We start from the raw sequence: 20,987 nt of genomic DNA, 5'->3' as shown, positions 1-20,987 counted from the left end.
TGCTCGTCTTATACCAAGAATAGTGTCGCTGTACCTAAGAAAGCGAATATTCCCACCACATCTGTAATGGTGGTAAGAATAACGCTTCCTGCAAGCGCAGGGTCGATTTTAAGGCGTTTCATGATGATGGGTAACGTGGCGCCAGCAAGCGCTGCTGCAATAAGGTTAATCATCATTGCGAAAGCAATGATAACGCCCAGCATATAATCCTGTTTCCAGACACCGATAACAGAAGCAATGAGTACAGCCCATATTGCGCCATTTAAGAAACCGATAGCCAATTCTTTACTGATCAACCACCGAGAGTTGCTTGCGTTAACATGGCCTAGTGCCATACCACGAATAACTAACGTTAAAGTTTGGTTACCAGCAACGCCGCCCATACTTGGGACTATGGTATTGAGGATGGCCAATACCGCAAGTTGGCTCAGTGTCGCTTCGAAGAGGTCACTGACCATGGCTGCCATTAACGCTGTGACCAGATTGACTGCGAGCCATACAGAACGACGTTTAGTACTTTGCAACACGGGAGCAAAGGTATCTTCGTCATCTTCCAAACCGGCCATACTCATCATCGAGTGCTCTGCGTCTTCACGAATGATGTCAACCACATCATCAATGGTAATCCGGCCGACTAATCGATGATTCGCATCAACTACGGGGGCGGATAACCAGTTGTAACGTTCAAATAGGCTAGCAACCTCTGTGTTGTTCATGACTACAGGAATAGCTTCAGATTCCTCATCCATGATATCCGACACTGAGGATTCAGGATCTGATGTAAGGAGACGAGAGACAGGCACGATACCCACCAAATTATCGGTGCGATTTACCACATAAAAGGTGTCTGTATTTTCCGGAAGTTCGCCTTTGAGTCTGAGATACCGCAAAACAACATCAATACTGACGTCGGGACGCAAGGTAATGGTGTCGGTATTCATTATAAAGCCAGCAGTGTCTTCACCATAGGAGAGTGCTTGCTCAGCTCTGTGTCTGTCTTGTGCGTCCATCGACTCAAGAATATCTTGCAGCACCGGCTCAGGCAGACTGCTAAGAGTTTCCGCGAGGTCATCTGTGTCCATCTCTTCCAAGGCGTCGACCACCTTGGCTGGAAGCATTTTGGCAATAATACCGTTACGAACGTCGTCAGATAGCTCTTCTAATATGTCACTGTGAAAATCAGCATCGATAAGTGCCCATAAATCATCACGAGTACGGGTAGGGCTCGACTCTAGAATGTGAGCTACGTCAGATGGAGGCAATTCTAGTAGTAGCTTTCGCGCAGAGACAAATTGCCCATTGTTGAGAGCGTCGTTCAACGTATTGAGTTGTCGTTGTGCGTATTTGAAAGCGAGGGCTTCTGCCACGAGAACCTACTTACTAAAAGGAAGTTGAGAGCGGTATTAGGATAGCGTATTTACCTAGAGCCTGTCATGGCTAAAAGTATGAATAATCTCATCTAATTGGCAAGTGACGAGGTTATTCTTCTTCGTTGAATTTGCCTTCAATGAGTGCTTCTATAGCATCAATGGCTTGCTCAGCGTCGGCTCCTTCGACTTCAACGTCAACTTGTTCGCCTTGATGGCTTTCTAACATCATTAGGCCAAGTACGCTATTCGCGTTAGCTTGCTTATCACCCTTCAGCAACATGATGTTGGCATCAAATTTATTGGCCAATTGTACTAATTGCGTTGCCGCGCGAGCATGCAGACCCAATTTGTTGACGATAGTCAGGGTTCTTCTTATCTTCATTGGTTTAACTCGCGATGGCGAATTTGAACATCTGGGTGTAGTTCACCAAACGTCTTTGCGAGTGATTGAGCAATAAACACTGAACGGTGCTGTCCGCCAGTACATCCTATAGCAACAGTTACATAGCTCCTATTGTTGCGTTCTAAATGAGGAAGCCAAGTAGTGATAAGATTTTGATTTGCCAAATGTATTTAGTCACCACAGGCTGACCACCCAGAAAAACTTCACAAGGAGTATCTAAGCCCGTTAGGTGGCGTAAATCCGGTTCCCAGTGAGGGTTGGGTAGAAAACGCGCATCAAAGACATAATCGGCGTCTTTAGGAATACCGTATTTAAAACCAAATGATTCGAACACTAAAACCAAGCGAGAGCTTTTCTTACCCAAGATCCGTTCACGGATGAGCTCAGCGAGTTGATGTATAGTTAGCTTGTCTGTGTCGAGGTATAAATCACATCGCTCAACGATGGGCGCGAGTAAATCGGATTCCGCTTTAATCGCTTCCGATAAGGATTTGTTCTCACGGGCAAGAGGGTGTAAGCGACGAGTTTCGCTAAAGCGTTTTACCAATACGTCGTCACTGGCGTCAATATAGACGATGGTCATAGACCATGAAGATGGGAGATAGTCGAGTATCTCAACAAGATCCGCTGGGTCTTTGGGAAGGTTCCGTACGTCAATGCTCACCGCGACTTGATCGTATTCGTCGACTACGGTGTGTGTCAGCGTTGGTAGCAAATTGACGGGAATGTTGTCTACGCAATAATATCCTAAGTCTTCTAGCGCTCGTAGTGCTACTGACTTTCCTGAACCTGACCGACCACTGATGATAATCAGTTTCACCCGTCTTCTCCCTTGTATTTATTGATATAGCGCAGCTAAGATGTCGTCAGCGCTGGTTGCTTTTCTGATGGCTTTCACCGTATCTTTGTCATTGAGCTTGCCTGCCACTGTAGCAAGGGTTTGCAAGTGTCCTTCGGTTTGCGCTTCAGGAACGAGCAAGGCAAAAAATATATCGACTGGCTGGTCGTCAATGGCATCAAAATTAATCGCAGGGTTAGTGGTGACAATAATAGCTATCACCTGATCCAGTCCTGGTAGCCGACCGTGGGGGAGTGCGATACCGTTACCGATCCCCGTACTTCCCATGCGCTCTCTGGCGACCAAACTTTCCAACACTGCATTTTGTTCAATAGCGTCACTGTGCTTTGCTGCAATGTCGCTAATGATTTCGAGAATTCTCTTTTTGCTATTGCATTGAACCGCACAAACTGTGCGGTTCAAACTTACTATGGCTTTTATGTCCATGGTTGACTTAATGCTTTTTGAGTTTTTCCTTATGCTTGATGACTTGCCGGTCGAGTTTGTCGACCATACTGTCTATCGCAGCATACATATCAGCGTCTTGAGACGACGCGAACACTTCCGCACCACTTAAGTGTACGGTAGCTTCTGCTTTTTGATTAAGCTTTTCTACGTTCAGGATGACATGCACATTAGAAATGTGATCAAAGTGACGTTCGAGTTTGCTGAATTTTGTATCGACATAGTTACGCAAAGAGTCGGTGATTTCGACATGATGACCAGTAAGGTTTATTTGCATATTTCGTCTTCCTTATAAATTCAAGCCCGTTAGATAAGGCTCTTGCGTTGGTTCGACGGTGGAATCGACAAAGATTCCCGGTACTTTGCTATTGTTCGCCGAGCCACCTTTATACCTTGGTCGGCCAACAACTGAGCAATCTTACTATCACTTAATGGCTTGCTCGGCTTTTCTGCCGCAACAAGCTTTTTAATCAATGCACGTATCGCAGTTGAAGAACACTCACCACCAGATTCAGTGGCAACGTGACTCGAGAAAAAGTACTTCAACTCGAAAATTCCCCGAGGGGTGTGCATATATTTCTGTGTTGTTACACGAGAAATAGTGGACTCATGCATGTCAACCATTTCGGCGACATCATTAAGTACCATAGGTTTCATCATTTCCGGCCCATGCTCGAAAAAGCCCATTTGCTGCTGAACGATGCAATTTGCAACCTTCATTAGGGTGTCGTTGCGAGACTCTAAGCTCTTAATAAACCATTTTGCTTCTTGCATGTGCGAACGAATAAACTGAGAGTCACTGCTGTTGCGCGCTCCGCGGCTCATCGCTGCATACTGCTGATTAACTGACAGCTTAGGTAAGCTATCAGGGTTCAATTCTACTACCCAGCGTCCATTCTTTTTGGTCACCGAAACATCAGGTATGACGTACTCGGGTTCTTTGGTGATCAATGAACTGCCTGGGCGAGGGTTGAGGGTTTGAAGAAGACGCATGGCTTCGCGTAGTTGGTCCTCTTTTAACCTGCTCTTTCTCATAAGTGTTCGATAATCTTTACTACTTAAAAGTTCCGAATAATTTTCAAGTAGTTGTTTCGCTTCAGCGAGCCAAGGCGTGTCATCTGAGAATTGACGCAATTGAACCAAGAGACACTCTTCAGGCGAGCGAGAGCCAGACCCAATCGGGTCAAATAGTTGGATGCGTTTTAGTACACACTCTACTTCATCCATTTCTATGGGCTCTTCCATATCGTCGGAATTAACTGCCTCTAAGATATCGTCGAGTGGTACCGTGAGGTAACCTGATTCATCTATTGAATCAATGATTGCGGTGGCAATGGCTCTATCTGTGTCTGAAAACGGTGTTAAGCGCATCTGCCACAGTAGGTGGCCTTGAATATCATCGGTAGTTTCACCTTGAAACACTTGATCGTCTTCACTGTTTGAAGGGCCTGGTGCAGGTGCTGAAGATGCTGAGTAATATTCGTCCCAGGTGCTATCGATGGGTAGTTCATCAGGTAAATCGTTCTTTTCGAGCGCATCACCTGCTTCAATACTATCGCTAGCAGTAGCTGACGGAGTTTCTTCTGATTCTTGACGTTCCAGATTTGATTTCTCAGGCGCGTCTATATCTAGTCCTTCTTCTACTTCCAACAGTGGGTTGGAGTCCAAGGCTTCTTGAATTTCTTGTTGCAGATCGAGCGTAGACAACTGGAGAAGCTTGATAGCTTGCTGCAGCTGCGGCGTCATAGTGAGTTGCTGACTGAACTTTAGTTGTAAAGATGGTTTCATCTACGTCTTATTACTGTGTTCTGTGGTAAATACGCCAAACGCGATAATGCTTAAATGACAATTCAGTTACACTAACTATAGCCTGAATTGCTCCCCTAGGTATACATCTCTGACTTTTTGATTACTTAAAACTTCTTCAGCCGTTCCTTGGGCAATAAGTTCACCGCGACTCACAATATAGGCTTTTTCACATACATCGAGGGTTTCTCTGACATTGTGGTCTGTGATGAGGATTCCTATTCCTCTGTCACGAAGATGTTGAATGATCTTCTTTATATCATTTACCGAAATTGGGTCAACACCAGCAAAGGGCTCATCAAGCAAAATAAACTGCGGGTCGGCGGCTAGTGCCCTAGCAATCTCTACTCGACGACGTTCGCCACCAGATAAGCTCATCCCAGTACTGTTACGTATATGGTTGATATTAAATTCATCAAGCAACGCATCAGCTTCTTGCTCTCTTTCCTCGCTGGTAAGACCATTACGTGTTTGTAATATCGCCATGATATTGTCGTACACCGTTAGCTTTCGGAAGATTGACGCTTCTTGGGGCAGATAACCAATGCCACGTCTAGCTCTTTCGTGCATGGGTTGATGAGTGAGCTCTTGGTCGTCGATATGAATTTTTCCTTTGTCTAAAGGAACTAACCCGACAATCATGTAAAAGGTCGTCGTTTTACCCGCACCATTTGGACCCAGTAATCCCACAATTTGACCTGTAGAAACAGAAAGACTTACGTCAAGTACCACTTGTCGAGATTTGTAGGACTTTGCTAAGTGCTGCGCGCTAAGAGTTGCCATGATTAGTTATTGTCCTCTGACTCATTGTCAGATTTATCTTGCTCGGTGTCTTGAGTAATATCTCTAATCGCTTGTGGTGTAAATACTGTAGTAACGCGACCGCTGCTTTCTTCACCATTCTCGTTACTGGTGGCCAATAATTGTTCTGTTGTCATATCGTAGGTGATTACATCACCTTTCACCATGCTGGTGTCTTGCTGCAATTCTGCATTACCTGAAAGGGATATAGTGCGCGCTGATACTTCGTAACGGATTTCATTTGCTCTAGCGAAAACAGGATTCCCATCTTCGAGTGTTTGTGAGTAACTTGCTGGAGTACCGCGAGCGACAAAGATTTCTCTACCTTCTCCTTCCGAAGCAATAACTTCAACTTCGTCAGCTGTGATTTTTAGAGAGCCCTGTATGATCAGTACATCGTCACGAAATAAAGAAATTTTGTTTTTACCGTCGACAAATTGGGTTTTTGCATCAACTTTAATAGGAAGGGCAAAGTCGTCGTCAGCGCCTTGCACCGTTAGGCTTGTTAACCCCAAAAGCAAACTAGTTGCTAGGGGAATAAATCGTTTGTACATGGTCAAGTAACTCATATTTTTGAGTATGTAAATTAGCGTTAAATCCATTGCTGTTAATGACAAACTGTTCACCTAAAATCTGCACAGGCTGATCTGATGTCATTTCTTTGCTGGTTAAGTTTATTTCTAAAAACGCAGTAGTAATGGTTTGGACAAAGTCGTCGCTCGTTTGGTTCGCAATAATGACATTATTTTCTAATTGAATCAGCTCATTATTGTATACAGTACCCTCTGACGCAGAGACGTGCCATGGTGTTAGAGACTCTTGTGAGTACAGCGTATAGTTAGGTTCCTGAAACAACACAAAACCCAGTTGATCATAACGTTCCATTTCTTTGGCAAATACGACGTGATTGACCTGCCCATCTTGGTCAAAAAGAGTGGTAGTAATATTTTTTGCTCGATAACTCGGACTCAGTGCGTCTGGATCTTGAGGCGGAACAACAATTTTTTCTTCCTCCATCAAGGTGGGGAGATACATCAATAGCGCTAAACTGAAAAGCGCAGAAATACTGACTCCCAAGCGGTTCATACACTTGCTCCATGGATGCCGTGGAGTTTGTCATGTACCTGTAAAAACGTATCTGAAATTTCCCGGACCGCACCAAATCCTCCGGGAATTGTGGTGATCCAATTCGCTTGTTGAGTTACTTGAGGGTGAGCATCTTTGACCGCAATCTTTATCGCTACTTTCTGGAACATACCAGTATCAGGTATATCATCACCTACGGCAGCGACTTGTGACGCAGTAAGACCGAGTGTACTCATTAATGTCTCCAAGGCAGCAGATTTGTTCTCTTCTCCTTGGATAATGTGGGCAACGTTCAACGCTTTCATTCGGTTTTCGACAATTTTAGACCGTCTACCAGTGATCACTGCCACTGAGATTCCAGCATTGACTAGTGCTTTTACACCGTAACCGTCTCGCGTGTGAAAGGCTTTTAACTCTTCGCCATCATTGCCAAGATAGATGCGACCGTCTGAGAATACACCATCAACATCACACACTAACAACCTGACTTGTCTGAGTTTTTCTACAAACTCAGCGGAAAAATCTGTATAGAGGGTAGATACAAACACTGTCATAGCGATTTATAAAACTCCTGCTTTGAGCAACATGTGCATATTAAATGCGCCTATGGGGTGTCTTTGATCATTAACCACCATGAGTGCTGTTATTTTATTAGCTTCCATAATATTGAGCGCTTCGACAGCAAGTTCTTTCTTAGTGGTTGTTTTGCCACCTTTGGTCATTACTGACGACACGTTAGCACTGTGCAAGTCAACTCTCGCGTCTAGAATCCTTCGTAAATCACCATCAGTAAATACACCTATCAATTTACCCGATTTATCGATGATTCCTGTCATGCCAAGACCTTTCTTCGATATCTCGAGTAGTGCATCGGCGATGGTAGCGTCTGAGTTAACAATGGGAAGTGCATCTCCACTTAACATTATATCTTCGACACTCAAAAGGAGCTTTCTCCCAAGACTACCTCCAGGATGAGACAGCGCGAAATCGTTTGAAGTGAACCCTTTTTTGTCGAGCAAGGCAATGGCTAAAGCGTCGCCCATTACTAACGTGGCAGTAGTGCTTGATGTTGGCGCAAGGCCGAGCGAGCACGCTTCCTCCGCTACACTAATGTCTATAACTATATCAGCATACTGACCCAGGCTACTAGCGCTGCTATTTGTCATTGCAATGACTGGTACATTCAATCGCTTAACAACTGGCAATAAATTTAATAACTCTCCGGTCTCACCAGAGTTTGAAATGGCGAGTAGTACATCGCCTTTACTCAGCATGCCCAAATCGCCATGATTGGCCTCTCCGGGGTGCATGAAGAACGACGGAGTACCAGTACTAGCAAGAGTGGCCGCAATCTTATTGCCTATATGACCCGATTTACCCATACCACTGACGACGACTTTGCCTTCACAATGAAAGAGTAGGTCACATGCGCTGGTGAATCGATCGTCTAGGCGTTCAAGTAGGGCAGTAATAGCACCAACTTCAATGTTGATGACCCGTTTGGCGGACTGAATGTAATCGTTCATACCTATTTATCCAAATAGCAAGAATTGGTAGGCGATAAAGCTTAATAGTAGTAAGCCCCCTTCAAAACGAGAAATTCGTCGTTTTCCTTTCATGGTAAAACTGAAAAAGAACAGGGCAACCGTAAGCGCTAGCATTACCCAGATATCCCGTCCACTAGCGTCAGCATCAAGTAATCCGGGAGCTATTAATCCTGGCATGCCTAGCACTGCGAGAAGATTGAAAATATTTGACCCTATAATGTTGCCGAGAACTAAGTCGTCTTCACCCTTACGAATGCCGGCAATACATGCGGCAAGCTCTGGTAAGCTTGTACCTAGAGCAATAATCGTTAGGCCAATAATCAAGTCTGATACACCGAAGTAGCGAGCCATAAATACCGCTGAATCAACAAGAAAGTGTGCACTAAGGGGGAGTAGAACAAGACCAACACCAATCCAAAGTAGCGCCATATGATTAGGGACATCTGCAGGAATTTCTTCTTCAGTTTCAGCCAATAGTGGGTCATTTTTTTCGGCTTGAAGTGACAGGTACCCCATCATGGCAAGAACAAAAATGAACAAAACAATAAGAATTAGGCCTTCGTAACTTGCCAGTTCTCCGTCGAACAAAAATGCCACCGCTATAAGTGTGATAACAAGAAGTGCAGGGAGTTCTCTGCGCAGTGTCGAGGAGGCCACTGTGAGAGGCTTCAGCAATGCTGTAATACCTAACACGAGGGCTATATTAGTAATATTAGAGCCTAATGCATTACCGACAGCGGTATTCATATTGCCATTCACTGACGCCATCGCTGACACAACAATTTCAGGTGCGGAAGAACCCATTGCAACAATGGTGAGGCCAATCATCATAGGAGATATTCCTATGTTTTTAGCAAGTGCAGATGCACCATAAACAAAACGATCTGCACTCCAGCTCAGAACACCCAAGCCGACGAGAAAAATGACAATCTGTGAAAACACGACAACCTAACTACCTTTCTTTTTTTTAGATTGTCGCAAAATCCATGCAATATTCCTATGCTTGTGCGCGTAAATTTATTCTGAGTGTGATCTGTTCATCCACCATTCATCTACTATTTTCTACCATTCGTACTACTCAAACATAAGATGTAACGTTTTGCTTTTGGCTGGGCCTTTAAAAACGCGTACAATGCCCATAATTACACTGATCAGTACACTTTTGCTTTACTTAGCGTAGAAAAGGCGTTCAAGAAGTGTAAAAAGCCAATAATTATGAAGCTTGCACGCTCATCATCGTTTTTAAATTTAGTCATGAGTCGACCTATTAAACTATGGACAATTTAGTCGAAATCGACAATTTAACTTTCAGTCGCGCGGAGCGAGTAATCTACGACGGAATTTCATTGAAAATTCCAAAGGGTAAAATTACCGCTGTCATGGGGCCGAGTGGTATCGGAAAAACTACGTTACTCAAACTTATCGGCGCTCAGTTATTACCTGATAGCGGAGACGTGAAATTTGATGGAACGTCTCTTGTTGGCATGGGAAGAAGCGAGCTATACAAAACTCGTCGAAGAATGAGCATGTTGTTTCAAAGTGGCGCACTTTTTACCGAAATGAGCGTATTCGACAATGTGGCGTTCCCACTTCGCGAGCATACTCGCTTATCTGAAGACGTTATCGCAACTATTGTAGCGTTAAAATTGCAGGCTGTTGGCTTGCGAGGCGCGGCATCATTGATGCCTAACGAATTATCCGGCGGTATGGCAAGGCGAGCCGCATTGGCTAGAGCCATTGCATTGGACCCTGATCTTATTATGTTCGATGAGCCATTTGCTGGACAGGATCCCATATCTATGGGTGTACTCGTAAAGCTCATTCGCGCTTTGAACGACGCATTAGGACTCACGAGTGTAGTAGTTACCCACGATGTTACCGAGGTACTTACCATTGCGGATTACATCTATATCCTTGCTGATAAACGCATCATTGGCGAAGGTACAGCCGAGCAAATAAAACACAGCGATTCGCCGCTTGTTCAACAATTTTTGCAAGGAAACGCTGACGGCCCGGTACCGTTTCACTTTCCGGCGACAAGTTTGGAGTCATCATTGTTTGGAGATAGCCAATGAATTTCTTCCAATCAATAGGTGCTAGAACCCTAGATAAATTGTCTGCAGTAGGTCGAGCCACATTAATGCTTGTTGGTGCAATCGTAGCGCTTCCCCGCATAAAAAACCATTCCACTGATTATAAAACAGATCCATGTGGTCGGTGTTCAATCACTACTGATTATCATGGTTTCAGGTCTCTTCATTGGTATGGTCATGGCATTGCAGGGTTACACTATACTGGTGGATTATGGTGCGGAAGGCAGTTTGGGGCCAATGGTTGCTTTGTCTTTGCTCAGAGAACTCGGTCCGGTGGTTACTGCATTGCTCTTCGCCGGACGAGCAGGCTCAGCACTGACAGCCGAAATAGGCTTAATGAAAGCAACTGAGCAACTGAGTAGTTTAGAAATGATGGCTGTTGATCCGCTGCGCAGAATTATTGCCCCGCGTTTTTGGGCAGGAATTATAGCCATGCCTATGCTAGCGGTGATTTTTAGCGCCATTGGTATTTTAGGTGGGCACTTGGTCGGTGTGGACTGGCTTGGTGTCGACGCAGGTAGTTATTGGTCAATTATGCAGTCTACCGTTGAGTGGAACCAAGATGTGGTGAACGGGATCATTAAAAGCCTCGTGTTTGCCCTAGTTGTCACTTGGATTGCCATATTTAAAGGTTACGATTCCATACCTACATCAGAGGGAATCAGCAAAGCAACCACAGAAACAGTGGTATTTTCATCATTAGCAGTACTTGGGCTGGATTTTGTGCTTACCGCCCTGATGTTTGGAATTGAGTAGAGGATTAGTATGAACAAATACAAAACGGAAGTGTTAGTGGGTGTTTTTGTAGCACTAACCATAGGCGCACTATTGTTGCTTGCTTTAAAAGTAGCCAACCAAACAGTAGCCAGCAACGGTGCAACGTATACGCTCTACGCAAAATTCGACAACATCGGTGGACTGAAGCCCCGCTCGGCAGTGAAAGTCGGCGGTGTGACGATTGGTCGAGTGGACTCTATTACACTTGATTCAAGTGATTTCACCCCAATTGTCCAGCTAAGCATCATGCAGGAGTACAGCGGTTTCCCGGAAACGAGTTCCGTTTCTATCTTAACCTCTGGCTTGCTGGGTGAGCAGTATGTAGGTTTTCAACCTGGTTTCTCTTTTGACGGTGTTGCAGACCTTCAAGACGGTGACTATTTACAAGACACTAAATCAGCACTGGTATTGGAAGACCTTATTGGACAGTTTTTGTTTAACCGCGGTAGCGAAGACGACTAAGTTATAGCTAAATGATTGCAACGATTATCATATTCTTGCGGTCTATTGTATTGAAAGTAATTTGTTAGGAGAAAGACTTTGAAAAACTGGATGGTGGTATTTGGGCTTGTGTTTACTTTGTTGTCAGGAGTAGCTCACGCGCAAGAGATTAATGACCAAAATCCTTATCTACTGGTTCAGGGGGTTGCAATGAAAACCTTCGACCGAATTAAGGCGAATCAAACAGCTATAGATGAAGACCCAGAAATGCTTCGCCTCATCATGGAAGAAGAATTGGTGCCACACATCGACTATAAATTTGCCGCTTATATGGTACTTGGCAAGCATTTCAAATCGGTGCCTCAAGAAAAAAGAGGCGAGTATTTGAGTGTATTTCGCCAGTATTTGATTACCACCTACGCAGTAGCCATGGGTTACTACGATAATCAGACAGTGGTTTTTCAACCGGAGCGTGACTTTGAGGGTGAAAAATCTGTGACCGTTCGCGCTGTGATTCAAGATCCTGTACGTCCAGAGATTAAGATAGCATTTAAGGTGAGAAAAGATGCACGCACCAATGCGTGGAAGGCTTACGATATGGTTGCTGAGGGTATCAGTATGCTTAACAGCAAGCGCAGTGAGTTCGAGTCTATTCTCCGAACCGATGGTATTGATGCTGTTATTGCTCTGATGAGAGAAAAGATTGGTCAGCCGGTTGAACTTAATCGTTCATCACAGACGAGCTCTTAAGGTAGATAACGTGCGAACTTTTACCATAGAAAATAACGGTGATATCGTCATTACTGGGCATTTAGATAGAGACAACCTAACCAAAAATTGGTGGGAGTGTTTAACTAATACCGAGCAACGCACGTTGATAGAACAAAAAAACGGTTGCTTTGATTTGGCCAATGCTCAACGAGTGGATAGCGCTGGTTTAGCGTGGTTAATCAATGCGATAAGAGATGGAAAGCGCCAAGGTATATCGGTTACTTTGGCCAACCTACCAGAAAAACTCCTTCAACTTGCGAAAATTAGCGACGTCGACGGTTTTTTATCGGTAGAATAAGCCTATTACAGTAAGCGAAAGAAGTAAGTTATGGAATTGTCAGAGATTGAAACCCTCTTAAAAGAAGCGCTAAACCTTGACGAAGTCTACGTTCGAGGTGAAGGCTCACACTATAATATTATTGCTGTTAGCGATGCATTCAACGAGATGAGTCGAGTTAAGCGTCAGCAGGCGGTATATGCACCACTGGCAGACAAAATTGCTGACGGTACGATGCACGCCGTAAATATTAAAACCTTCTCTGTTGCTGATTGGGCTCGCGAGCGCCAATTTAATATTCCTCAGTAATCCGGACCGTTATTCGTGGATAAACTCATAATTAAAAAAAGCCCACCGTTAAAGGGCAGCGTAACTATATCCGGCGCTAAGAACGCAGCACTACCTTTACTGATGACCCCCCTGTTGAGTGACGAGCCATGTCGCTTCACCAATGTACCTAGGCTTCGTGATATCAATACGACCTTGTCTCTTTTGAAAGAACTGGGTTGTGAAATAGCACAGCCAGCAGCTAATGATGTTCTTATAGACGCCAGTACACTTCAGAGCGTTACTGCGTCTTATGAACTTGTTCGTACCATGCGGGCTTCAATTTTAGTGCTTGGCCCGTTGCTAGCGAAACAGGGAAAAGCAAATGTATCTCTGCCTGGCGGATGTGCTATCGGCGCTAGGCCAGTTAACCTGCACCTATCAGGTTTGGAAAAGATGGGCGCTGAGATTGAAGTTGATGAGGGATACATCCGAGCTACTGTTGATGGTAGATTGAAAGGTGCTCGCATCTTTATGGATATGGTAAGCGTTGGTGCAACTGAGAATTTAATGATGGCTGCTGCACTTGCTGACGGTACCACCATTCTCGAGAACGCAGCTCGAGAGCCTGAAATTGTTGATTTGGCCAATTGTCTGATTCAAATGGGAGCGAAAATCACTGGAGCGGGTTCTGATAAAATAACGATTGAAGGTGTAGAAACCTTACGTGGTTGTGATTATCGTGTGCTTCCTGATCGCATTGAAACTGGGACTTTTCTTGTTGCTGCGGCAGTATCTGGCGGTCATATTCGTTGTGAAAACGCAGCACCTGATACGTTGGACGCAGTATTGGATAAACTTCAACAAGCCGGTGCAGAGATTACCACTGGCGAAGATTGGATTGAGCTAGACATGAAAGCTCATCCGCCAAAAGCCGTGACGTTGAAAACAGCACCTCATCCAGCATTCCCAACGGATATGCAAGCACAGTTTGTTACGCTTAACTGCGTTGCAGAGGGGACTGGTGTAGTAACGGAGACCATTTTTGAGAACCGTTTTATGCACGTACCTGAATTGCAACGCATGGGAGCGCAAATCTCTCTGGAAGCAAATTCAGCGGTATCCAAAGGTCAGTCTGCATTGAGAGGTGCGCCTGTAATGGCTACTGATTTGCGAGCTTCTGCGAGTTTAGTGATTGCTGGGTTAATTGCGGAAGGTGAAACTCACGTTAATCGCATCTATCATTTAGACCGTGGTTACGAAGCAATAGAAGAAAAACTTCGTGGTCTGGGCGCTAACATAGAGCGTGTCAAAGAATAGCTTTTGGATGGCTTTCGGGGGCCTTAGTCGGCCCCTAACTCAGCGACTGTCGCTTTAAGTGCAAGTAAATTCCCACCTCGACTCACCTCAATCTCGAGCTCAGTGCCAGGTTTAGTTTCAGCTATCATGTTGAGCGTTTCAGCCGCACTCTCAATAACAATGCCATCAATGGCTAGAATAATGTCTTGTGGTTGAATACCTGCTATATCTGCAGGACTTCCGATAGCGACCGCGGTAACAAATATTCCCGGACGATTTTGAAGTTGCTCCCCGCTGATACCTAATTGGCCGCGAATAACTTTACCATTGGCGATAATGTCATTCATCACGCGTTTGGCAATTGAATACGGCACAGCGAAGTTTATACCGTCTACATTTCGAGGGCGGTTTCTGTTGTCTCTGACCTGAAAGTTGGCATTGGCTATACCCATCAAAATACCGTTGCTATCGACCAAGGCCCCACCTGAATTGCCCTGATTGAGAACCGCATCAGTTTGGATGTAATCTACATAGTTAGACAACCCCGCATTGCGACCAGCACGACTTACTATACCATGGGTAATAGTAAGGCCCAGATCATACGGATTACCAATAGCCATAACGACGTCGCCAACGTGTATATCTGGATCATTCACCTGTGGGATGCTGTGCAGTTGATTGTCCGCTTTGACTTTCAAAACCGCTAAGTCGGTAATCGTATCACTCCCGACCGTTTGCGCTTCAAGCACCGTACCGTCTTGTACTCTAACAAAAATACTGTCTGCGCCATCAACCACGTGCTTACAAGTGAGGATATACCCATTACTTGTCATTATTACACCTGAACCTAAGTTAGCGCGTTCACGAGACTGGTTTCTGAATAAACCTGTGTCAGTTTCGATACTCAAACTGTATATATTGACAACGGCAGGCGCTGAACGGCTTATTGCACTGAAATAGCTTTCCCGCTCGGCACTGGGGGACTTTGTCGAGAAAAAGCGCTGTGTAAACTGACTGCCTTGGCGTAATTCGGGAATGAAAAGAAGGAGTAGTATGCCTACTAGAACGCCTAATAGCACAGATTTTAAAATAAACCGAAGGATAGATTTGCTCGTCACAGCACACACTTACTAATTATTGTACAACACGGGTGTATTGTAATGTTGTGTAAAATCATAACATTGAACCCGTTATAAAACAAAAAAGCAGCACTCAAGAGTGCTGCTTTTTGCGTGCTTTAAACGAATTTATCGAATGACTAAGAAGACGCTGCTTCCACCTCGTCTCACATTAAGAGCGATAACGCCTTTGGCATTGTCGAGGGCATCTCTAAATTCTGGTACTGTGTTAGTACGAACGCGATTTACGCCCACAATGACGTCGTCATTTTGTAATCCGACTCGTGCAGCTGGAGAACCTGCTTCAACTTCAGAAACAACAACACCATTGTTTCCGCCCGCGTCGGTACCATTGGCAAGTGTTGCACCTTCAAGAGCAGGATGAATACGCTCTGCTGTAACCGTAGTCTGTGTTGCGTCGCCAAGAGTAACATCTAACGCGATTTCTTCGCCTTTGCGTACTACGGTAAGCTCTACCTCTGCACCCGCACCCATACTAGCGATTTTGGCACGAAGTTCTTGGAATCCATTAAGGCGTCTTCCGTTCACCGCGATAATAATATCACCAGCTAAAATTCCCGCTTCATCCGCTGCTGACTCCGGTGTTACTTCGCTGACAAACGCGCCCATATTGACTTCGGCGTTAAGCGCTTCAGCGAGCCCTGCATCAACGTCACTGCCAAGAATACCAAGCAGACCACGCCTTACTTCGCCAAATTCAGCGATTTGGTCGGTAAGGTTTTTCATCATGTTTGCGGGAATAGCAAAGCCAATACCTACGTTTCCGCCATTAGGGCCGAAGATCGCAGTATTTATACCAATCAGTTCACCGTGAAGATTCACCAGTGCTCCGCCCGAGTTACCGCGGTTAATGGCTGCATCAGTTTGGATGAAGTCCTCATAACCACCAATATTTAAGCCCGAGCGACCTAATGCACTTACAATACCCGAGGTCACAGTTTGTGAAAGTCCAAAAGGATTGCCGATAGCAACAACAAAGTCGCCTACGCGAAGCTCGTCTGAGTCTGCTAGTGGTAGTGCAACGATATCTTCTGCTTCAATCTTCAAGAGTGCAATGTCGCTTTGTTCGTCTGCACCCAATTTTTTAGCGATGAACTCTCTACCGTCAGTTAGCTGAACGGTAATTTCATCGGCGTTTGCCACAACGTGATTGTTAGTGACTACATAACCTTTTTCTGCATCAATAATGACACCTGAACCCAAACCTCGGAACGGACGCTCTTGGACTTGTTCTTGTGGTGCACCAAAAAAGTACTTAAACATTTCTGGTACACGTTGACGAGATGTCTGCGTGCCTTCTACAGCTATGCTAACAACCGCAGGGGTAGCTTCTTCCAACATGGGGGCTAGAGAAGGGACTTCTTGTTTGTCATTCCCGAAGAACGGCAATGCTGCAAGGCTTGTCGCGCTAAAAGAAACTGAGCTTGCGATTACCGCAGAGGCTAATAAGCACTGGCGAAAAGACATTTTCATAAATGCTTCTACTCCTTCATGTGATGCAATATATGACTAAAATAAACAAAGGCCTTTTAGGTTTTGGCCTTATTCTATTGAAGTTTAAGAGCATGCCATGCGAGGAAAGTTCCTTTACTAAGACTTTTCCTCGGTAGACTGCTCAGATCCACCGACGAATAACCCAGAGCTGCTGTTAGCAAAGTCTTTTGGCTGTGCTTCAGACACCTGTTTGGGCTTTGACTTTTCACCGCTGGAAATATTGTTGCGAAGATAAGTGGTGGTTTGCTCTCCAAAATAGGGGATCGCCGTTGACTCATCGTCTGGTGATTTAGAGAGTAACCCTTCGTAATCTTCAATTTGCTGACGTAATGCTGAACACTGACTTTCAATACTATTCAACGCTTGACGAGATTGATGGATATGATGCTGAGCTTGTTGAGATAGGATCTCTTTCACTTGTTTCTCAGTGGATACCGCAGTGCTCTCTCCTTGTTTACTTTGGAAAAAGCGACCTACAAAAAAGCCAATAATTAAACCTACAATCAGTAAAGCAAGCGGTACTAACACTTCCATTTTTTTCTCCGAATCATGTTACAACAGGGCGCATTTGTTTTTAGGTATAAAGCGGCCCTCACCCTTGACTATAGCAAGGTAGCTCTTAAATCTCGCCTATGCATAACAATTATTTTGGTTATGCAAATTTCAACGTGCGATTCTACCGTGATTTCCAGTAAAATTAAGGTCATAATTGGATTTTTCAAGCAGGTCGGTTGAGCGGCGGCGCTATTGACATTTACGCAGGAGTGGTATGGGCGATGACGCCATGGGAAAAATATCAGAACGATCTAGAGCAGCCTGATTTTCATTACGATGCTGCGCAAGAAAATGCGGTAAGAGAGCTGCAACGCCTATTTGACGAACTCACCGTTAAGCCTAAAAAGACCAAATGGCGCGTCAAAATTAAATCGGCTTTCGGCCGTGGCCAGAAGAAACCAGGCATTCAAGGTATCTACTTTTACGGTGGAGTAGGTCGTGGAAAAACCTATCTTGTCGATACGTTTTACGATTGTTTGCCTTTTGACAAAAAAATGCGTGTGCACTTCCACCGATTCATGTATCGCATTCACGATGAACTCAAGCTGTTAGAAAATGAATCTGACCCACTGAAAATAGTGGCAGCAAAGCTTGCCAAAGAAACGCGAGTTATCTGCTTTGATGAGTTCTTTGTGTCTGATATTACCGACGCCATGATATTGGGTACGTTAATGGAGGAGTTATTCGGGCACGGCATCGTATTAGTGGCGACGTCTAACATTGTGCCAGATGATTTGTACCGCAACGGGCTTCAACGGGCTCGCTTCTTACCTGCTATTGACCTCATTAATCAAAATACCCGCGTAGTCAACGTTGATAGTGGTATCGATTATCGTTTGCGAACGCTCGAACAAGCAGAAATCTTTCATCATCCCCTCGATAAAGCAGCCACAGAGAATTTACACAGCTATTTTGGCCAGCTTGCGCCTGAAGTGGGTACAAAAGGTGAGAAAATCATTGTTAATCATCGGGAAATTACCACGCTACGGGATGCTGATGGCGTACTTATGATTGATTTTAGTGAGCTGTGCGAAGGTCCTCGTAGTCAAAGCGATTATATAGAGTTTAGCCGTCTGTATCACTCAGTGCTATTAGCAAATGTCAAACAGATGGGACAGAACAACGATGATGTTGCTCGTCGATTTATCGCCATGGTAGACGAATTTTACGAGCGGAACGTTAAGCTCATTATGTCTGCAGAAGTTGCCCTTGAAAGTCTGTATACGGAAGGTTTACTGAACTTTGAATTCAGACGTTGTTTAAGTCGGTTAAAAGAAATGCAATCTCATGACTACCTTGCGTCTGAGCATTTACCCTAACTAGTACTGTAAGTTTCCAGTCAAAGTCGGTAGAATTTGGCCAATTTTTTTGCCCTTAGGGTGTAAGACAGAATTCGCGAGCCTCGCGACGACAAAGAGAAGATTAAGATGGGAAGAGCATTTGAAGTAAGAAAAGCGTCGATGATGAAAACGGCAGGCGCTAAAACCAAAGTTTATTCTAAATACGGTAAAGAGATTTACGTATGTGCAAAAAACGGTGGTGCAGACCCAGACACTAACCTTTCTTTACGCCGTTTGATGGAAAAAGCGAAAAAAGACCAAGTACCTAGCCATGTTATCGAAAAAGCAATAGACAAAGCAGCAGGTGGCGCAGGCGAAGATTTTCAACCTATGCGCTATGAGGGCTTTGGTCCAGGCAACTGTATGGTGATTGTGGATTGCTTATCAGATAACGCGAATCGTACGATTACGGAAGTAAGAAATTGCTTCACCAAAACGGGGGCTAAATTGGGTGCACAGGGGGCAGTGTCACATATGTTTGCTCATCAAGGTGTGTTTCAGTTTGACGGCGACGACGAAGATGCTGTTCTTGAAGTCTTAATGGAAGCGGACGTTGACGTGACTGACGTGGAAGTTGAAGACGGAAAAGTCACCGTTTTTGCGCCTCATACTGAGTTCTTCCAAGTGAAGACTGCACTAACCGATGCCTACCCAGACATTAAATTTTCTGCAGAGGAAATCAGCTGGATCCCTCAAACTGAGACGGATATCAGTGAAGATGACATGCCAATGTTCGACAAGTTCATGGACATGTTGAATGACTGTGATGACGTTCAACACGTTTACCACAACGCGGTAACGCCAGCATAAATTGCAATAACCTCTGAGCGGGAATGTATAAGCCACGCTTCAAAGAGGTTATTTACTTCTCTAAAGAGAGGACAACGAATTTTTTACTGCACGCCGTAAACACATTCTTGTGGGCTCGGCGTTTGCACTCCCTCTTCTGGACAGGCGAACGCATTGTGCTGTTTTGCCTATTTCCAAACGAAGACTTTTTTCGGTGTTATAAAAGACTATCACTCATTGAAAATTGACACGTTGGGTGAGTGAATTACTATTTTTCCACTAGAAAGCGCTCACGTGACAGGATTAAGGTAATTCAATGACGACCCAAACCCCCAATTTATTTTCTCCGTTTTTAGCCGGTGGATTGCAGCTCGAAAACCGTATCGTAATGGCACCGATGACACGCCAATTTTCACCTAATGGCGTACCTACTCAAGATGTTGCCGGGTACTACAAGCGCCGAGCTCAAGGTGGCACAGGGTTGATTATCACTGAGGGAACAACGGTCAATGATGAAGTGGCGACCATGGATGCTAACATCCCCCAGTTTCACGGGGATGCAGCGTTAGCTGGCTGGAAACATGTGGTTGAAGAAGTGCATAGTGTTGGTGGAAAGATCATGCCTCAATTATGGCATGTAGGCATGGCAAGAGTTGCTGAAAAAGCGCCGTTCCCTGAGTTGGCCAGTGCTGGACCGTCAGGGTTGTTTAAGCCAGGTAAGCAAGGGGCGGAGCCAATGACACAAGCGCATATCGAAAAGGTAATCGGTGCGTTTGCTCAAGCAGCGGCTGATGCTCAAGCGATTGGTTTTGACGGCATAGAAATTCATGGTGCTCATGGATACTTAATCGACCAATTTTTCTGGGAAGGCACGAACCAGCGAACCGATAGCTGGGGTGGGAGTATGGATAATCGTGGTCGCTTTGCGGTAGAAATTATTAAAGCGATACGCGGGGCAACCTCACCTGATTTCCCCATTGTGCTACGTTACTCTCAGTGGAAACAACAAGACTACAGTGCTCGTTTGGCACATACACCACAAGAACTGGAGGCGTTTTTACTTCCTCTTAGTGAGGCTGGCGTTGATATATTTCACTGTTCACAACGTCGCTATTGGGAAAGTGAATTTGAGGGAAGCGAATTGAACCTGGCGGGATGGACAAAGCAGATCACTGGAAAGCCCACTATTACAGTAGGTTCTGTAGGGCTAAGTGATGATTTCTTTGGTGCATTCAAAGGACAAGGGTCTGAAACTCGTGCGGTAGATGATTTGTTGGAGCGGCTGAATAAACAAGAATTTGACTTAGTGGCTGTGGGCCGAGCCTTGCTACAAGATCCGAATTGGGCAAATAAGATCCGCGACAATAAAACAGAAGAGCTAAAACAGTACTCAGCATCGGCGCTGGCGAGTTTGTCATAAAATGCTTTA

Annotated in this window: 23 protein-coding genes and 2 pseudogenes; 10 read left to right on the top strand and 15 right to left on the bottom strand. The window is 44.9% G+C overall.

The genetic code is table 11. The features are described 5' to 3' along the window. Nucleotides 1–8: 8 nt before the first annotated feature. From mgtE to EYS00_RS13305, 12 genes and pseudogenes are all read right to left on the bottom strand, one after another. Nucleotides 9–1,367: a magnesium transporter gene (mgtE, locus tag EYS00_RS13360; protein WP_130637413.1), complete on the bottom strand. Its 1,359-nt coding sequence runs from the start codon at nucleotides 1,365–1,367 to the stop codon at nucleotides 9–11. Nucleotides 1,368–1,479: 112 nt separating this feature from the next. Then, a complete protein-coding gene (locus tag EYS00_RS13355) occupies nucleotides 1,480–1,752 on the bottom strand; it encodes an HPr family phosphocarrier protein (RefSeq protein ID WP_130637411.1) in 273 nt (90 codons plus the stop codon). Further along, a pseudogene (rapZ, locus tag EYS00_RS13350) lies at nucleotides 1,749–2,593 on the bottom strand (RNase adapter RapZ). Before rapZ ends, EYS00_RS13355 begins: the two are co-directional and overlap by 4 nt. 18 nt (nucleotides 2,594–2,611) lie before the next feature. Beyond that, entirely contained in the window at nucleotides 2,612–3,058 is a 447-nt protein-coding gene (gene ptsN / locus EYS00_RS13345) for a PTS IIA-like nitrogen regulatory protein PtsN (protein ID WP_130637409.1), read from the bottom strand. 7 nt (nucleotides 3,059–3,065) lie between these two features. Beyond that, nucleotides 3,066–3,353: a ribosome hibernation promoting factor gene (gene hpf, locus EYS00_RS13340; RefSeq protein ID WP_130637407.1), complete on the bottom strand. Its 288-nt coding sequence runs from the start codon at nucleotides 3,351–3,353 to the stop codon at nucleotides 3,066–3,068. Between the two features lie 29 nt (nucleotides 3,354–3,382). After that, the gene (locus EYS00_RS13335) at nucleotides 3,383–4,864 is read right to left on the bottom strand and encodes an RNA polymerase factor sigma-54 (protein WP_130637405.1); all 1,482 of its coding nucleotides are present in this window, start codon (nucleotides 4,862–4,864) and stop codon (nucleotides 3,383–3,385) included. A 75-nt stretch (nucleotides 4,865–4,939) separates the two neighbouring features. Next, complete coding sequence (lptB, locus tag EYS00_RS13330) at nucleotides 4,940–5,665, bottom strand: LPS export ABC transporter ATP-binding protein (protein WP_130637403.1); 726 nt, start codon at nucleotides 5,663–5,665, stop codon at nucleotides 4,940–4,942. Nucleotides 5,666–5,667: 2 nt separating this feature from the next. Then, a complete protein-coding gene (gene lptA, locus EYS00_RS13325; RefSeq protein ID WP_130637401.1) occupies nucleotides 5,668–6,237 on the bottom strand; it encodes a lipopolysaccharide transport periplasmic protein LptA in 570 nt (189 codons plus the stop codon). Next, nucleotides 6,206–6,769, bottom strand: a complete 564-nt coding sequence (gene lptC / locus EYS00_RS13320; RefSeq protein ID WP_130637399.1) for an LPS export ABC transporter periplasmic protein LptC — start codon at nucleotides 6,767–6,769, stop codon at nucleotides 6,206–6,208. Before lptC ends, lptA begins: the two co-directional genes overlap by 32 nt. After that, complete coding sequence (kdsC, locus tag EYS00_RS13315; protein ID WP_130637397.1) at nucleotides 6,766–7,323, bottom strand: 3-deoxy-manno-octulosonate-8-phosphatase KdsC; 558 nt, start codon at nucleotides 7,321–7,323, stop codon at nucleotides 6,766–6,768. Before kdsC ends, lptC begins: the two co-directional genes overlap by 4 nt. A 6-nt stretch (nucleotides 7,324–7,329) precedes the next feature. Next, a complete protein-coding gene (locus EYS00_RS13310) occupies nucleotides 7,330–8,295 on the bottom strand; it encodes a KpsF/GutQ family sugar-phosphate isomerase (RefSeq protein ID WP_130637395.1) in 966 nt (321 codons plus the stop codon). A gap of 6 nt (nucleotides 8,296–8,301) precedes the next feature. Beyond that, nucleotides 8,302–9,258, bottom strand: coding sequence for a calcium/sodium antiporter (locus tag EYS00_RS13305; RefSeq protein ID WP_130637393.1), 957 nt, complete (start codon nucleotides 9,256–9,258; stop codon nucleotides 8,302–8,304). Nucleotides 9,259–9,590: 332 nt separating this feature from the next. On the opposite strand from EYS00_RS13305, the gene EYS00_RS13300 reads away from it, so the two are divergent. The 7 genes and pseudogenes from EYS00_RS13300 to murA all read left to right on the top strand — a co-directional run bounded on the left by EYS00_RS13300 (nucleotide 9,591) and on the right by murA (nucleotide 14,262). Continuing rightward, nucleotides 9,591–10,391: an ATP-binding cassette domain-containing protein gene (locus tag EYS00_RS13300; protein ID WP_130637391.1), complete on the top strand. Its 801-nt coding sequence runs from the start codon at nucleotides 9,591–9,593 to the stop codon at nucleotides 10,389–10,391. Further along, a pseudogene (mlaE, locus tag EYS00_RS13295) lies at nucleotides 10,388–11,165 on the top strand (lipid asymmetry maintenance ABC transporter permease subunit MlaE). The gene EYS00_RS13300 and the pseudogene mlaE overlap by 4 nt, the downstream one beginning before the upstream one ends. A 9-nt stretch (nucleotides 11,166–11,174) precedes the next feature. After that, nucleotides 11,175–11,648, top strand: coding sequence for an outer membrane lipid asymmetry maintenance protein MlaD (gene mlaD, locus EYS00_RS13290; RefSeq protein ID WP_130637389.1), 474 nt, complete (start codon nucleotides 11,175–11,177; stop codon nucleotides 11,646–11,648). 78 nt (nucleotides 11,649–11,726) lie between these two features. Further along, a complete protein-coding gene (locus EYS00_RS13285; protein ID WP_130637387.1) occupies nucleotides 11,727–12,377 on the top strand; it encodes a phospholipid-binding protein MlaC in 651 nt (216 codons plus the stop codon). 10 nt (nucleotides 12,378–12,387) lie between these two features. Then, on the top strand, nucleotides 12,388–12,696 hold the full coding sequence (locus EYS00_RS13280) for a lipid asymmetry maintenance protein MlaB (RefSeq protein ID WP_130637385.1): 309 nt from the start codon (nucleotides 12,388–12,390) through the stop codon (nucleotides 12,694–12,696). A 30-nt stretch (nucleotides 12,697–12,726) separates the two neighbouring features. Further along, a complete protein-coding gene (locus EYS00_RS13275; RefSeq protein WP_130637383.1) occupies nucleotides 12,727–12,984 on the top strand; it encodes a BolA family protein in 258 nt (85 codons plus the stop codon). A 15-nt stretch (nucleotides 12,985–12,999) separates the two neighbouring features. After that, nucleotides 13,000–14,262, top strand: a complete 1,263-nt coding sequence (gene murA, locus EYS00_RS13270) for a UDP-N-acetylglucosamine 1-carboxyvinyltransferase (protein ID WP_130637381.1) — start codon at nucleotides 13,000–13,002, stop codon at nucleotides 14,260–14,262. 23 nt (nucleotides 14,263–14,285) lie between these two features. On the opposite strand, the gene EYS00_RS13265 is transcribed toward murA, so the two are convergent. The 3 genes from EYS00_RS13265 to EYS00_RS13255 all read right to left on the bottom strand — a co-directional run bounded on the left by EYS00_RS13265 (nucleotide 14,286) and on the right by EYS00_RS13255 (nucleotide 17,408). Next, entirely contained in the window at nucleotides 14,286–15,359 is a 1,074-nt protein-coding gene (locus tag EYS00_RS13265) for a trypsin-like peptidase domain-containing protein (RefSeq protein WP_130637379.1), read from the bottom strand. Between the two features lie 129 nt (nucleotides 15,360–15,488). Next, on the bottom strand, nucleotides 15,489–16,853 hold the full coding sequence (locus tag EYS00_RS13260) for a DegQ family serine endoprotease (RefSeq protein WP_373995573.1): 1,365 nt from the start codon (nucleotides 16,851–16,853) through the stop codon (nucleotides 15,489–15,491). 117 nt (nucleotides 16,854–16,970) lie between these two features. Continuing rightward, a complete protein-coding gene (locus tag EYS00_RS13255; RefSeq protein ID WP_130637377.1) occupies nucleotides 16,971–17,408 on the bottom strand; it encodes a ZapG family protein in 438 nt (145 codons plus the stop codon). 242 nt (nucleotides 17,409–17,650) lie between these two features. Here EYS00_RS13255 and zapE point away from each other — a divergent pair, with 242 nt between their 5' ends. The 3 genes from zapE (at nucleotide 17,651) to EYS00_RS13240 (ending at nucleotide 20,978) form a co-directional block, all read left to right on the top strand. Further along, nucleotides 17,651–18,748, top strand: a complete 1,098-nt coding sequence (gene zapE / locus EYS00_RS13250; protein WP_130637755.1) for a cell division protein ZapE — start codon at nucleotides 17,651–17,653, stop codon at nucleotides 18,746–18,748. 108 nt (nucleotides 18,749–18,856) lie between these two features. Further along, a complete protein-coding gene (locus EYS00_RS13245; protein WP_130637375.1) occupies nucleotides 18,857–19,579 on the top strand; it encodes a YebC/PmpR family DNA-binding transcriptional regulator in 723 nt (240 codons plus the stop codon). 295 nt (nucleotides 19,580–19,874) lie between these two features. Continuing rightward, complete coding sequence (locus tag EYS00_RS13240; protein WP_130637373.1) at nucleotides 19,875–20,978, top strand: NADH:flavin oxidoreductase; 1,104 nt, start codon at nucleotides 19,875–19,877, stop codon at nucleotides 20,976–20,978. The last annotated feature ends 9 nt before the right edge of the window (nucleotides 20,979–20,987 follow it).

The sequence above is a fragment of the Alteromonas sp. KUL49 genome (genome assembly GCF_006538345.1).
In the GTDB taxonomy this organism is placed as follows: domain Bacteria; phylum Pseudomonadota; class Gammaproteobacteria; order Enterobacterales; family Alteromonadaceae; genus Alteromonas.
This window is presented reverse-complemented; position numbering and strand designations above follow the sequence as displayed.